The following is a 13,947-nucleotide window of genomic DNA, read 5'->3' on the forward strand; positions in this document are numbered from 1 at the left end:
TTGAACCGGACGTGAGTCAGTTGTGACCGCGGGCACTCTTTTGCAGATCATCCTTCGACGCTGGTACGTGGCCGTCGCGTGCCTTGCTGCGGTGATATGGGCTTGCATTGTCTTGGGCCAGACGGGCCGGACGTATTGGGTACAGGCGCAAATAGTATTTGTCGAGCCCGGTGGCGGGTCAGTTTCAAATGTGAATGATGGTGTGGCTCCTTCCCTAATCAACTTTGCCGGGATCGTGCAGCGAAAGGTGAGTGGTGAAGGAGAACCCGTTGAGCTTCCCTCCAGCAATGCCACTTTGTACGGTAGTGGCATTCGCCGAGGCTATTCCATCACTCTCCCCAACACTGGAAATCAATGGGCCACCAGTTTTTCCAAACCGATGCTGGCCATTCAAGTAACGGGCGACAGCCCCGAAGACGTAAATCAGACCCTCGCCGACGTCGTTGGGCAAGTCAAACAGGCAGCCTTCGACTTACAGGCGGATGCCGGCGCTCGTCCGAATTCGTTTATTGGTGTCGATGCCTCGCCTGCAGCGCCGGACGTCGTTGACGTTGGCAGTACACCCCTGGGGAGAGGAAAGGGCTTGGCCGTCATGGCGGGCATCGGCATAATCCTCTCCGGCTGCGCGGCTTATGGTGTGGAAAAAATTGCCGTTGGTTGGTTGAGACGGCGATCGGGCGATCGGAGGTCGCAAGCGTGAGTAAACATCTAAAGTCGGCGGAGACCGCGCCGCGAATTGCAGTGGCGCGACCCAGAGGCTGGGATGCGACTTCGGTTCTTACGGCCGGGTTGATCTTGACGTGCGCTGTGCCTTCGTATCTCACGATCCCGGCCCTCGGGCCGGCGGGAAAGCCCGCAACCTTGTGGTTTCTTGGCGCGCTGTTGTGGTGGGTTTGGTCTCGGCTCCAGCGGCCGTTCCCGGTGAGTACGCAGCAGCACCCGGTTAGGCTCATGTTCTTCCTTGTGCTGGGCGTAATACTTGTAAGCTACTCCCTCAGCAATTTCGTCGGCATACCTACGCGAGAGGCAGGGCTGGCAGATGGTGGCGTGCTTAAGGCATTCAGTTGGGCGGGAGTTCTGCTCATAGCCAATGACGGAACGGCTGACCGAGAACGGCTGCTTACGATGTTGCGGAGGGTGGCTCTCATCGGCGCATTGATGGCCACGCTGGGGCTAGTGCAGTTTTGGTCTGGTCTCTCACTGGTCTCCTCAATCTACATTCCTGGACTGACCGCGGATACGGATTTTGACAATGTCCAGACTCGTTCCGGCTTCACGAGGGCGGCGGCCACAGCATCTCATCCGTTGGAGTACGGAACCGTGCTGTGCATGTCCCTCCCCATTGCAATCGCGCTTGCCCTCAACGACGCACACCGCAGCCGTCTAGCGCGCTGGTACCCTGTAGCCGCCATCTCCGCCGCGGCACTTCTGTCAATTTCCAGATCCGCTTTGATCGGCGTCATCGCTGGCGTCGCCATCCTTGCCTTGAGTTGGTCCAGGGCAGCGCGAATCAGGGCTGTCCTTTTGGCCGCGGCGGCCCTTACAGTCACGTACCTCTTCGTGCCCGGCATGGTCGGCACGATTAAAGGCCTCTTTGTGGGATTGAGCGAGGACACCAGCGCCGCGTCCCGGACCAGCAGTTACGCCGTGGCCCTGGAGATGGCCGGGAGGACCCCTCTCGTTGGCCGTGGGTTCGGAACCTTCCTGCCCGAGTACCGGATATTGGATAATCAGTACCTGGGTCTGCTGATTGAGATTGGCACGATTGGTCTAGTCGCATTTCTGGCCATGATTCTTACCGGCCTCGCGTGTTGCCTGCTTGCCAGACGCAACCTCAGAGATCCACTACTCCGCCATCTAAGCTACGCGGTGTTTGCGTCGCTGACAGCCGGGGCTGTCACCTTTGCGTTCTTTGATGCGTTGACGTTTCCTATGGCGGCAGTTTTTATGTTTTTCCTGTTGGGTATTTCGGGAGCCATCTGGAAACTGTCTAAGCAGGAGGCGCCAATCTCAGTGAGCCTCACAATTTTGCAATAGACGCTAGCCTCCGGGCCATTGATGATTCTGAGTGGCACTCGCGTACGTGGGCAGCGGCTGCGGATCCCATCGTGCTCAGCATCTCTCGCGCGGAGAGTAATTCCACCATCGCGTCGGCCATGGCTTGAGCATCTCCAGGAAGCACCAAGCGACCGGTTCTGCCGTCCCTCACGTAGTCCTCTGCTCCTGGCGTCCCGCTGAGCACCACGGGCCGCCCCATCGACATGGCTTCCAGAGCCGTTGTCATCCCAGACACGTGTAGGTTGTGCCGGGTGGCGACGGCGACGATGCTTGCTTGCGCATAAAGACCCTTTACCTCTGTGCCGCTAAGCCCACGAATCAATTCGATGCCGCGCGGGGCAGTCGAAACCGACCGGGATTGGACAACCACACGAATATCGGGCAACTGCGACTGCAATATCCGCATCGCCTCGAAAAGCGTGGCAGGGTCTCTGTCCCGATCGTTGCCCATGCTTAGTACCATTGGACGCTCGGGCAGTTGGCTCTCTGGAAAGAAATCAGTGTCAATACCCAAGGGAACGAAGTGAAGTCGGTCGGCAGGTATGCCGAGCCACTCCCGCAAGATGGGAAGTTGTCCGCGGGAAAGTACCCACACTGCATCCAGGTGGCGGTAAACCTGCCGCAGTAGTCCTAAGTGCGGTGAAAAGCGGGCGCTAGCCGCTGCCGCATCGGTGGCCCAGATTACGCCTGCCATAAGTTTTCGGTCGCCTCTAGCATGACGAATAAGCATGGGCACAGCCGTTGATTCGTCCCAAGCAATAACCGCGCCCGTTTGGGGCTTCACATGCCGCGGAAGCCATAGACGTGGATCAACAAGCCCTATCCACTCCCGCGGATTGCGCCCGGCGCGGCGAACGACTTCGGCCTCGACGCGAAATCCGGACTCGGCGAGTCGGTCGAGTCCGTACGGGAAGCGGCCGGGAACTTCGCCGCGCAGGTGGCGATCGAGCCAACGCCCCGGGTCAAGGTCCAACGTGTAGACCAGGGATGCCAGTGGGTCAGCCGTGGTCGCCTTCGTCATGAGACATTCCGGCCAGGCTTATTGGCCACAAGCACGCGCAGTAACTCGCCAATTCGGGCAGGTTTCTGTATGAGTCTGGTGAATATCCGGGCGAACCCCAAAGACATCTCAAGCACCAGTCTCCCGTAATTATCATCAAACCGCAGCTCACAGCCGAAATGACTGGCCAGCCGTTGCCCGGGTACACGAAGTCCCACCACTTCATTGAGAATGTTTCCACCGTGGATTATCTGCAGCCACATTGGATGGGCCGTGCGAACATTCCTGACTGGTCCCATCTCGTTCACGCGATAGTGGTGTTCGATGAAGACGGTCGATGGAGGATCAGCCGTTATTTTCTCAACGAGAGTTAGGAACGGGTTCTTTGTATATGGCCGGAGATAAGCCTTGCCGGTCGCATATTGAGCGCCATTGACGAGATTCAGAAACTCGAATTCCTGACCCGTGAAACACGCTTGAATTGTTTCGATAAAATCCTTCGACACGGCGTCATCATTATCCACGCGCGTGGTGAGAATGTAGGCAGTACTCGTTCTTAGAGTGATTTCGGCAGAAACGGCTGCGGATGTAAAGGGGCCATGGATGGGAACCGTCTCGAATATGCCATTACCAAGTTGCTGGATTTCTTTTAGGAACCATTTGGGGCTCAAGCTATCGACGAAAACAAGCCAAGTGAAGCGACTACTTGTCTGATGCGTTAGACATGGAAGGCAATATTCTCGGAATAGATCCAGTCTCGTGTGCAGCCACTCATCCGTTGGTTCGGCTGTATGGTAAAAACTTCGAACATTGAAACGCGTCAATACAAAATGACTCGCATTTCCAGTCCTTCGACCTGGAGATCGTGTCTTACTGTCCATTGCGGCCATCCATCTCAGCATTTTGCCCTCCGGTGCTAATAGCCCTTGAACATATTTCTTCGATTTCCTTGGCGACCAGGCGTTGAGCTGGTTCCCAGCCAGCCCTAACGCTGGTTGCGATGCGAGCCATCTCGTTGGCCTCCAGTGGGGATTCAATCGCGCGAGAGAGTGCATCTGCTAGTCCGCCCGGCGTTGCTGGAGCCCAGATTATGTGCTCATTTGAAAGCCCCATGCGGGCAAGGGGTGACTCATTGACGACCGGCCGCATGCCTGCTGCTAGCATTTCCTCAGGCACTAAGGACACGTTAGTGAAGGACATAGCCAGTCCTGTCGCTGAGTGGTTGTATAAATGATTGAGTTGTGCAGGCGAGAGCCGACCGGCATAGCGGTGGGGTACGTCCCAGTTGAGTATCTGATCTCCATAGACGGTTATGGGTTGTTCAGGGTGGCGCCGGTGAAATTCGGCCAAGGCGAGCTTGCCAAGTATGGAACCGCGACGGTCCACACCTGGACGGGCAAAGAACGCTACTCCTGATCTTGGACCACGGTTCTCGAGTTTGTAGACGTCCGTGTCGCAACCGAATGGAACGACCGTTGCGGAGGTTCCAGTTTCGCGTCCGAGAATCTCTTGGACCATCTGTCCCACGGCAAGATGCCGGAACCCGAATCTGTACGTGTCCTCGGCCAAGGCGTAAAGACTTCCGTGCGGATAAAAGAACGGCTCGTAGTCCTGGATGAAGTAGAACTTGGGATATTCGGAGTCGCCTCTCGCGGCCAACACATGCGCGGTTTCCCATGAGCTCGCCACGCAAGCGTCGAAACCCGTGATCCGTGAAGGGGCGTAGCAAATTTCCGCCGCTAGCTCTGGCCAATGGCTGCGGATAACTCCTGAGTCGAACTGAAGCTCTGAACCGTGGCGGTTGTAAAGAAGTATGGTGCATCGATGGCCACGTTTTTCCAGACCTTCGATCATTCTGAAAAGGGTCGTGTGGCCGCCGCTTCCTGGGCTCGGAGGGACGCAGAGCCACGCGATGTGCAGGGGCCCTTCACTCCTCTGAGCCGGTGCGCTTGCAACCCCTAACCTAGTCGAATCGGCGATGTCATTCGGTAGCAACGGGAAGTCCAGATCTGCAGTCTTGAATTCGCCCGCGATCCAGCGGACGGTCCGCCTAGCTATTCGCTGGGCGACATCCCGGGCACCATTGGAACGCAACCGTGAGATTACCCGAGCAGGCAGGTTCGACGAGAATGCCATGTCAGAACACCCCATTCCGCCGCCAGCGGTACCAGGTCAACTCAGACCTGACCCTGCTGTGAACGCGTCGGACGACCGATGACGGACGCCATTGGCTTCCTGAAGTGGCCCTATCTGCGCGCGTGCTGAGGTGCGTCCACTCCGTCGAATTTTCGACACCAGGATTTACTTGTCTGGCGAAGCTAAGATAAGCGTCCATCAACTCCGGATGACGCAGCCCACGGTCCAGTTCAAGTCCCGCGGTAAAGAGTGCCTCGCGGACTAACGCCCGCTTGGCTACGCCGAGGAGTCCAGAAGTTCCTGAAACCCTCCCAGCTACGCCACCGAAAAGGGCTTCGAATGCTTCAAGCCGCTCACCGAGATCATTCACCCCGTCAACTTCACGTGCCGACATACTGTCGGGGTGGTCGCGGTGCCAAGCCTGGTCGGCCCCGTGGATGTAGGCCACGTCTGCGAATGCCGACATACGGAGCCAAAATTCCATATCCGGCGTGTGTCGCAAATTTGCTTGGTACCCAATGGATTCCACAACTGACCTGCGCATTAATGCTTCCGGTGAGGTGATCACATTTTGCCCGGAACGGCACCTGTCGCTTAGCCAGTTCAAGCCGGGCCAAATAGTCCATAATGACGGGATCACGTGAGATACCGGTGGAGATTCCGTGGAGAAATGGATTGGGTGGCCGTACACGAGTCCAACGGACGGGCAATTCTGGGCCACGAGCGTGGCGCGGGACAGCGATCCCGGTGTAAGCAAGTCGTCCGCATCCAAGCGGACCAGGAACTCTCCGGTGGCAACCTTTGCGCCGTCATTGAACGTCTCCACCATGCCTTTGTTCTGGCTGTGCGTCACGACCGCGACGTTGGCGTGGGCACGAGACAAGCCTTCGGCGACCGCGAGGCTGTCATCCGTGGATGCGTCGTCCACAATGATGACGTCGACGTCCACATCCCGCTGACTGATGCAGCTCTGGACCGCCTGGGGCAGGTAATGGGCGTAGTTGTAGCAGGAAATGACCACTGTCACAGTGGGTCGGTACGGCCGTTCAAGCAGAGGCCTGACTCTGATTCGCCGATGCAAACGTGCGGAGGTGTTGTCCATGACCTCAGCCCCTCAACGCGGACCGGAGCGCGTCAGCGACGATCTCCTGCTGTGATGGCGTGATTCCGGGGTATAGAGGCAAAGACAATATGTCGCGGGATAGGGATTCGGCGACTGGAAATGATCCCTTCCGGTGTCCGAGGAAGGCGTACGCGGGCAGCAGGTGCACGGGACTCGGATAATGAATCCCGGCTCCGATTCCGCCCCTGTTTAGCTCATGGACAACGCGGTCCCGCTCCTGAACCCGGACAACGTACAGATGGAAGACGTGGTCATTGCCTGGAATACATCGGGGCAAAACAACGCCGTCCAGGTCCCGAAGCAGTTCCCGGTACCGGGCGGCAGCATCCACACGTTGCTGGTTCCATTGATCCAGTAGCCCGAGTTTGGCATTGAGGACCACGGCCTGAAGTGTATCCAGCCGTGAATTGAAGCCTATGTCCAAATGCTCGTAGCGTGCCTTCCCGCCATGGTTGCGCAGCTCGCGGAGCCGAGTGGCGACGGCCTCCGAGTCAGTCATGATGGCCCCGGCATCGCCGTAGGCTCCAAGGTTCTTGCCCGGATAGAAACTCGTCGCGGCAACATGGCCGAGCCCGCCGGCACGAACGCCAAATCTCCTGGCCCCCTGGGCCTGTGCCATGTCCTCGATCAACGCAACGCCCGGCGGCACGCTGCTGCTGATGTCTTCCATGGCAGCGGCCTGTCCGAAGAGATGGACGCCAATAACAGCCTTCGTCCTCGGCGTGAGCTTCGCGGCCACTTCCCGGGAGTCCAGGAGGAAATCCTCGTTGCAGTCGGCGAGCACGAGGTTTGCCCCTGCCCGAAGAGCTGCCCCGGCAGTCGCAACAAAGGTGTTGGCGGGGACGATGACTTCATCCCCGGGACCAACGCCGATGGACCGAAGTGCAAGCTCGATCGCATCGGTCCCGTTTCCCACGCCTATCGCATACTTCACGCCGCAGTAATTCGCCCAGGCGTCTTCAAACTCGCCGACCTGCGGCCCCATGATGAAGCTGGATTCCGCGATGACGCGGTTGAATCCTTCACGAATGGCATCGTTGATCTGCAGTTGCTGGTGGGACAGATCAACCAGTGGCACATGTTGTTGTGTCATGGCATACCCCCTGACGGTGCGGCCAACCTTTGGTTAGCATTGGATTCGGTGTTGATTTGGACGTCACTGCCTGGCATCCACCTGATGGCCTCACGGATCTGGCGGCGGAACCAAGCAAAAAGCAGCAGTGCGTAGACACAAGTACCTGCGGCGCCGCCCGCGAAAAGAGAAGCCAAAGGTGTCGGCTGCAGTGCCATAACGCCGATTGCTGCCCCTGCGGCGGGTACGGCAGCAGCAAGCGGAGGCCAAAGCCGGGCGCCGATGGCCAGGAGGTTTGCGCCGCTGGCTCGAAGGGCAAAAGCGTAAGCCGGGCAGACGATCAGGAGTGCTGTTCCCAAGTGTGCGATCGCTGCCCCGGCAGATCCCACCGCTCCCACACCGGAGAACACCGCCGGGACCAAGGCTGCAATCCAGGCAACCTGGACTAAAAAGGTTGCCTTGGAGGCGCCCCTGGCCAGCAGGTAGGAGGCGGAAAGGTCAAAAAGCGTGCGCAGGGCACCGAAAAGCCCCAGCCAGGCAAGGATCACGGCCGCGGGCAGCCACTTTTCGCCGTACACGAGTTCAACGACGGGATCCGAAAGTACGGCGAGCATCAATCCGGCAAGGAGCGAAACCGCCCAGACCGGACCCACGACAGCGGAGAGGCTTTGGTCAGAGCGTCCTGAGGACAGCCGGGCGAACGCCGGTATCGAAACTGACCTGACTACCTGGCCGAGTGCGCTCATTGGCCAGTTGGAAATGTTGAACGCCAGGAAGTAGAAGCCCAGTGCCACGGGTCCTGCCAGTCGCGCGATCGCCACGTTATCCACATTTAAGAGCGCCCACGAGAGCATATTCGCGCCAGCGACGGGGATTCCGTATCTGAGGATTCCGGGTGCAAGGGCCGGATCAAAGCCGAAGCGGACGTGTTCCCCGGACAGGATGAACTGAAGGACAAGGGTCAGGAGCTGGGACGCTATCCTGGCGACCGCGAGGCCCATGACTCCCCAACCACCAAGGACCAGGCTGATTGTCACGGCGGTGCCAACGACAAACTCCACGAACGCGATGATGAAGAGCTTCTTCTGGGCAAATTGGCGCTGAAGGGAGGCATAGGGAACAACGCCGGCGCCAGCGAGCATCATGGATAGCGCCATCACGGCTATGACAGGTCCGGCCGCGCTGCTGCCTAAGAGATCGGCAAGGCTTTGGGCGGACGCAGCCATGACGCCTGTCAGCGCCGTTCCTGACACCAGCGCCAGCGTTGCAACTGTGGGGGCTTTTTCCTTGGAGTTTTCTGAGCGGATCAGGTCCGTGCTCATTCCCAGGTCTGCCAGCGTCATGAGAACGGCCTGGACAGTCAGGGCAACGGCAAACACCCCGAATTGCTCGGGTGCCAGCAGCCGTGCCAGGACGATGCCCACAGCGAAGCTGCCCAGTCGGAGAACGAGGCTGTTTACGGTGCTCCACGCCAGACCCGTCCCGATCCGGCTCCGCAGGCTGGTTGATGCTGTTGCCTTCATATGCCGGCCCGCCGCCAGCGCCGCCACTGAAGGGACCAGCGCCAGCGATACAGAAGCTCCGAAAGCGATCTTTCGGCAATGGAAGAGCCGCCGTTTGACCGACGAAGATAGGAGGCCCAGAGACGGGAGGTCGTGATGGCCGGATCGGTTTGCGCAGCGAAATCGGCCAGGACGGTGGCGCCGCCCAGCTGTCCATTCTCAGTGTCGGCAAGATGGATCGCGGCTCGGACGGCCTCGATCGCGAGTGCCTTTCGGGCGGCATTCAGGAGCTGGTGTGGCCGGGTGAGGGCAGGGACGGAAATTGTGCAGATTTCATCGAAAACCTCACGTCGGGCCCGGATATCATCGAGAGTCGCGCTGAAGTCCGTGAGGTGCATGTTCTGTCCGTGCACGCGGTAGTAAGCTTGAACGGGCCCGTTGATCCGGCCCACGCCACTGATTGCGGCGGCGCGAAGCCACAGATCCATGTCTGCGGCGTGGGGCATGTTGGCGCGATAACCGGAAAGCTGTTCCATCACCGACCGTCTGAGGACTGCCTCCGGATTCATGATGATGTTGGATCCGCGCCGGCACATGACCCCGATCCAATCTTCTCCCTGCCATACAGACCAAGAGGCCCGCTTGCCGGGTGAGAACGGTACGATCTCGGAGAACTCCTGGGCAAACCCGTAAACGAGTCCTACGTTGGGGTGGCTTTCCATCAAGGCGGTGGAGCGGGCCAGGGAGCCCGGTGCCAGCACGTCGTCCGCTGACAGGAGAACCACGTAGTCGCCGGTGGTACGGGACAGACCGTCGTTGTAGGTGGCGATGTGCCCCATATTCTTGCCGTGCAGGATGGGCCGGATACGGGGATCGGCTGACGCAAGATCCAGGGCGAGTTGCCCACCTCCGTCGGTCGACGCGTCATCGACGATAACAACGTCCACCTCCACATCTGCTTGCTCCAGGGCAGAGTTCACAGCTTCAGGAAGGAAGCGCGCGTAGTTGTAGCAGGGGATGACTACCGAGACCGAGGGACGACGCTGCAGCCGCGCGGCCGCCATCTGCTGTCCCGCCGAATTCCGGATCTCCATCCCCGCGCTCATCGCCCGCCCCCGAAGCAGAAAGTCTCCCGGTCGATTTCGTGGGCCGGAACGCCCACCCAGGTCTCGCCGTCGGGCACGTTGCTGAGGACCGCGGCACCCATCCCCACGGTGGCGTAGGCGCCCACCGACGTCCGTTCCCGGACGCTGGAATTCATGCCCAGGTACGCGGCACGGCCAACCCGGACCCCGCCGCCCAGCGACACACCCGCGGCGAACGTCGCGAAGTCCGCCACGTCGTCGTCGTGCGTGAACGTCACCGACGGCATGGCAACCACATGCGAACCCAGGGTGACCGACGCCGTCAGCGTCACGTTGCGCAGCAGGATGCTGCCCCGCCCGATCCGGCACCCCTCCGGGCACTGGACCGACGGGTCGATCGCGGTGGCGTACCGCGCCTCATGCAACCCCATGGCCGTGAGCCGCTCCACCACCGCTTCCCGCGACTTTCCGGAGCCCAGGCACACCAGCACAAACGCGTGCGTGTACTTCGGTGCATCATCGATCGTCCCCAGGACAGGCGCCCCGTCCACGGTGACACCCGCCATCTCCTTATCGTCATCGAGCAGCCCCACAACGTCGTACTGGCCGCTGCTGCGCACCATCGCCAGGACTTCGCGGGCCAGCCCGCTCGCGGCAATCAGTATCAGCTCGCTCACCTGCCCACCCCGTTGGCGGCGGCACGGATCGTGTTCATGACACGGTTCATGCTGACGGTGTCCAGCTCGTGGAAGACGGGCAGGATGAGTGTCCGGTCGGTGAGGCGCTCCGTGTGCTGCAGCCCGGCGTTTCCGGTGTCGCGCCAACGGTAGGCCGGCTGCCGGTGTGCCGCCATAATGCCTCGCCGCGCCGAGATTCCGGCGTCAGCCAGCCGGGCCAGCAGTTCCTCGCGGCTGACCGGAAACCCTGGCAGGACCTCAACCCAGAACGACTGGAAGTTGCTGGTGCCGTACGGCGGGTCCGCCACGAACCGCAGGCCCTGGAGGCCCGCCAGTCCGGCAACGTAGGCCGCAGCGATTTCCCGGCGCCGTTCCACGATTTCCGCCAGCCGCCGCAACTGCACAATCCCGACGGCGGCTTGCAGGTCAGTCATCCGGTAGTTGAACCCGATCTCGAGGTAGACCTCGGGCGGGGCCAGCAATGATCCGTGCCGGTCGGTCGCGGAGACACTCATGGAATGCTCCCGGAGCGTCCGCGCCCGCGCCGCCCAGTCCGCCCGGTGCGTGGTGAGCATGCCGCCCTCGCCGGTGGTGAGGATCTTGCGCGGGTGGAACGACCAGACGGACACGTCCGCCCCGGTGCCGACCGGCCGGCCCTTGTACTGGGAGCCTACGCCGCAGGCGGCGTCCTCAATCACCGTGATCTCGTGCCGGTCGCAGAGTTCGCGGATGGGGTCCAGGTCCACGGGCACCCCGCCCTGGTCCACCACAATCACCGCGCGCGTGTCCAGGGTCAGAGCGGCGTGGATCGTCTCCGCGGTCACGTTGCCTGTGACCGGATCCACGTCGCAGAACACGGGCCGCGCCCCCACGTAAGTCACGGCGTTGGCGGTGGCAATGAAGGACAGGGAGGGCACCACAACGTCATCGCCGGGGCCGATGCCCGCCACGATCAGTGCCAGGTGCAGTGCCGTCGTACAGCTGGACGTCGCGACGGCGTGACGCACCTCCTGCGCGGCGCTGAAGTCGGACTCGAACGCCTTGACCTTGGGCCCCTGCGCCACCCAGCCGGAGGCAACAACTTCCGCGAGAGCCTGTGCTTCTTCATCACCGAGCCAAGGCTTCATGACGTTGATCCGGGCAAGGACTGTTTCCGCAGTCACGGGGCACCAACTTTCCTTGTCGCGGCGATCTCCTCGCGCAGCGGCTTCCACCAGCTGACGAGCTCGCGGAGTCCCTCTTCGAGTTCAACTTCCGCTTTGAAGCCCAGGTCCTGCCGCGCGGCTGAGGTGTCAGCCAGCCGGCGGACCACGCTGTTCACCAGCCGGGCCGGTCCGTGCTCCACCTCCAGGTCCGAGTCCATGACGCGGAGCAGCGCCTGCGCCATTTCCAGCAGGCTCGTCTCCGTTCCGCTGGCGATGTTGTAGACGCCGTGGCTGACGTCGCTCGCGGCCGCCAGCACGTTGGCCCTCGCAACATCCGAGGTGTAAACGAAGTCCATGGTCTGCAGGCCATCGCCGAAGATCAGCGGCGGCTGTCCGTCCATGATCCGTTCCATCCACCGCACCAGGACTTCGGTGTACAGCCCGTGGACGTCCATCCGGGGCCCGTAGACGTTGAAGTAGCGCAGCATCACGTAGTCCAGGCCGGTCATGGCGTGGAAGCTCCGGGCCATGCCTTCGTTGAACGATTTGGCCGCGCCGTAGAACGTGTCATTGTTGGCGTGGTGGTGGCGTTCCGTGGTGGGGAACTCTTCCGCCATGCCGTAGACCGAAGCGCTGGAGGCGGCAATCAGTTTGTCCACCCGGTGTTCGGCCGCGGCCTCCAGGATGTTGAACGTCCCGTCCACCAGGACCTCGAGCGCGAGGCGCGGTTCCTCGGCGCACTGCGTAATCCGGATCGCTGCCTGATGGAACACCAGGTCCTTGCCTTTGGTCAGGTCGTGCACCAGGTCCCGGTTTCCGATGTTCCCCGTGATCATCTCCACCTGGCCGCTTTCCAGCGCCCCGTCCAGGTTGCCCAGCCGGCCGCGGACCATGTTGTCCAGCACATCAACGCGGTTCACTCCGGCGCTGAGCAGGGCATCGATAAGGGTGGAGCCGATGGTCCCGGCCCCGCCGGTCACCAGGACGTTGGCCCCTCCCAACTCACTCACAGCGCACGCTCCAGCCGGACTCCGGCACCGGCCAGCTCGGACCCCTCCACCGGTGACGACTGGCCGTCATTGCTCAGGCTGCGGGTGACCGCTTCCAAAACTGACAGGACACGCAGCCCGGATGCGCCGCCTGTGCGCGCCTCGCGTTTGTTATGGATGCAATAGGCCAGCTCCTCCACCACCTGCGCCAGCGCCTCACGCTCCGGCAGGGCCGGCGACCACGTATCCCCCAGCCGGTAGGAGACCGCGGAGGTCTTCTTCTCACCGGCCGATTTTGGCTGCCGTTCCAGGCTCACGCCGCGGTCGTACACGCTCAGCCGCTGCTGGGGATTCAGGTCGTCCCACACCAGCGTCCGCAGCGAGCCGCCTATCACCATCTGCCGGATCTTGGTGGGACTCAGCCAGTTCACGTGCACGTGCGCGGTGGCGTCGTTGGGCAGCCGGAAATTCAGGTGCCCCACACAGTCCCTGCCGGTCCCCAGCGGGTCCGCACCGAAGGCCGAGACTTCGGTGGGGTTCAGGCCGCCGGGAAGGACAAAGTCGAGGATCGCGAGGTCGTGCGGTGCCAGGTCCCAGAACACATCCACGTCGGGCTGTACCAGTCCCAGGTTGATCCTGGTGGAGTCCACAAAGAGGATTTCACCCAGCGACCCCGCCTGCACCAGCTCCTGCATCTTGAGCACCGCCGGTGTGTAGCAGTACGTGTGGTCCGCCATCAGCACCAGGCCGTTCGCCTCGGCCTCGGCCACCATTTCCACCCCGTGCGCGCGGCTGTCTGCCAGCGGCTTCTCCACCAGGACGTGCTTACCGGCGCGCAGCGCCGTCATGACCGTCCCGTGGTGGGTGCGGGCCGGCGTCGCAATCGCTACGGCGTCCACGTCAAACGTGTCCAGCAACTCATCCAGGGACTCGACGACGGGAATGTCACCCAGCGTCGCCGCGAGCTTGGCCGCGCGCCCAACATCAAGGTCACAGATGGCCAGGAGGTCCCAGGCCGGACTGGCCTGCAGGTTGCGGGCCAGGTTTGGCCCCCAGTACCCGGCCCCGACGACGGCGATCTTCAGTTTCGGCGTCGGCTGGCGGTGTGTGGGGACGTGGAACGGATTGGCGAAGGTTCTCATGTCACTTTCTTTCCCGGG

The 13,947-nt window shown here is 61.4% G+C and carries 13 protein-coding genes; 2 read left to right on the forward strand and 11 right to left on the reverse strand.

Translation table 11 applies throughout. The features are described 5' to 3' along the window. Window positions 1-40 precede the first annotated feature (40 nt). Both ABV518_RS06160 and ABV518_RS06165 read left to right on the forward strand, forming a co-directional pair. The gene (locus ABV518_RS06160) at window positions 41-700 is read left to right on the forward strand and encodes a hypothetical protein (RefSeq protein ID WP_367765961.1); all 660 of its coding nucleotides are present in this window, start codon (window positions 41-43) and stop codon (window positions 698-700) included. A 251-nt stretch (window positions 701-951) separates the two neighbouring features. Further along, window positions 952-2,037, forward strand: a complete 1,086-nt coding sequence (locus ABV518_RS06165) for an O-antigen ligase family protein (protein WP_367765963.1) — start codon at window positions 952-954, stop codon at window positions 2,035-2,037. On the opposite strand, the gene ABV518_RS06170 is transcribed toward ABV518_RS06165, so the two are convergent. The 11 genes from ABV518_RS06170 to ABV518_RS06220 all read right to left on the reverse strand — a co-directional run bounded on the left by ABV518_RS06170 (window position 2,021) and on the right by ABV518_RS06220 (window position 13,929). Next, window positions 2,021-3,079, reverse strand: a complete 1,059-nt coding sequence (locus tag ABV518_RS06170) for a glycosyltransferase family 4 protein (RefSeq protein ID WP_367765964.1) — start codon at window positions 3,077-3,079, stop codon at window positions 2,021-2,023. The genes ABV518_RS06165 and ABV518_RS06170 overlap by 17 nt on opposite strands. Then, the gene (locus ABV518_RS06175) at window positions 3,076-3,960 is read right to left on the reverse strand and encodes a glycosyltransferase (RefSeq protein ID WP_367765965.1); all 885 of its coding nucleotides are present in this window, start codon (window positions 3,958-3,960) and stop codon (window positions 3,076-3,078) included. Before ABV518_RS06175 ends, ABV518_RS06170 begins: the two co-directional genes overlap by 4 nt. Then, window positions 3,929-4,912 carry a glycosyltransferase family 1 protein gene (locus ABV518_RS06180; protein ID WP_367765966.1) on the reverse strand — a complete coding sequence of 328 codons (984 nt, stop codon included), beginning with the start codon at window positions 4,910-4,912 and terminating at the stop codon, window positions 3,929-3,931. Before ABV518_RS06180 ends, ABV518_RS06175 begins: the two co-directional genes overlap by 32 nt. A gap of 283 nt (window positions 4,913-5,195) precedes the next feature. After that, complete coding sequence (locus ABV518_RS06185; RefSeq protein WP_367765967.1) at window positions 5,196-6,221, reverse strand: glycosyltransferase family 2 protein; 1,026 nt, start codon at window positions 6,219-6,221, stop codon at window positions 5,196-5,198. Window positions 6,222-6,300: 79 nt separating this feature from the next. Beyond that, window positions 6,301-7,410 carry a DegT/DnrJ/EryC1/StrS family aminotransferase gene (locus ABV518_RS06190; RefSeq protein WP_367765968.1) on the reverse strand — a complete coding sequence of 370 codons (1,110 nt, stop codon included), beginning with the start codon at window positions 7,408-7,410 and terminating at the stop codon, window positions 6,301-6,303. Beyond that, window positions 7,407-8,912 carry a lipopolysaccharide biosynthesis protein gene (locus ABV518_RS06195; RefSeq protein WP_367765969.1) on the reverse strand — a complete coding sequence of 502 codons (1,506 nt, stop codon included), beginning with the start codon at window positions 8,910-8,912 and terminating at the stop codon, window positions 7,407-7,409. Before ABV518_RS06195 ends, ABV518_RS06190 begins: the two co-directional genes overlap by 4 nt. Continuing rightward, entirely contained in the window at window positions 8,909-9,985 is a 1,077-nt protein-coding gene (locus ABV518_RS06200; RefSeq protein WP_367765970.1) for a glycosyltransferase family 2 protein, read from the reverse strand. Before ABV518_RS06200 ends, ABV518_RS06195 begins: the two co-directional genes overlap by 4 nt. 8 nt (window positions 9,986-9,993) lie before the next feature. Next, entirely contained in the window at window positions 9,994-10,653 is a 660-nt protein-coding gene (locus ABV518_RS06205; protein WP_310166540.1) for an acetyltransferase, read from the reverse strand. After that, window positions 10,650-11,816 (reverse strand): DegT/DnrJ/EryC1/StrS family aminotransferase, encoded by a 1,167-nt coding sequence (locus tag ABV518_RS06210; protein ID WP_367765971.1) that lies wholly within the window; start codon window positions 11,814-11,816, stop codon window positions 10,650-10,652. Before ABV518_RS06210 ends, ABV518_RS06205 begins: the two co-directional genes overlap by 4 nt. Beyond that, on the reverse strand, window positions 11,813-12,808 hold the full coding sequence (locus tag ABV518_RS06215) for an NAD-dependent epimerase/dehydratase family protein (protein WP_367765972.1): 996 nt from the start codon (window positions 12,806-12,808) through the stop codon (window positions 11,813-11,815). Before ABV518_RS06215 ends, ABV518_RS06210 begins: the two co-directional genes overlap by 4 nt. Further along, the gene (locus ABV518_RS06220; protein WP_367765973.1) at window positions 12,805-13,929 is read right to left on the reverse strand and encodes a Gfo/Idh/MocA family protein; all 1,125 of its coding nucleotides are present in this window, start codon (window positions 13,927-13,929) and stop codon (window positions 12,805-12,807) included. The genes ABV518_RS06215 and ABV518_RS06220 overlap by 4 nt, the downstream gene beginning before the upstream one ends. Window positions 13,930-13,947 lie beyond the last annotated feature (18 nt).

The sequence above is a fragment of the Arthrobacter sp. HS15c genome, from assembly GCF_040812005.1.
Taxonomy (GTDB): domain Bacteria; phylum Actinomycetota; class Actinomycetes; order Actinomycetales; family Micrococcaceae; genus Arthrobacter.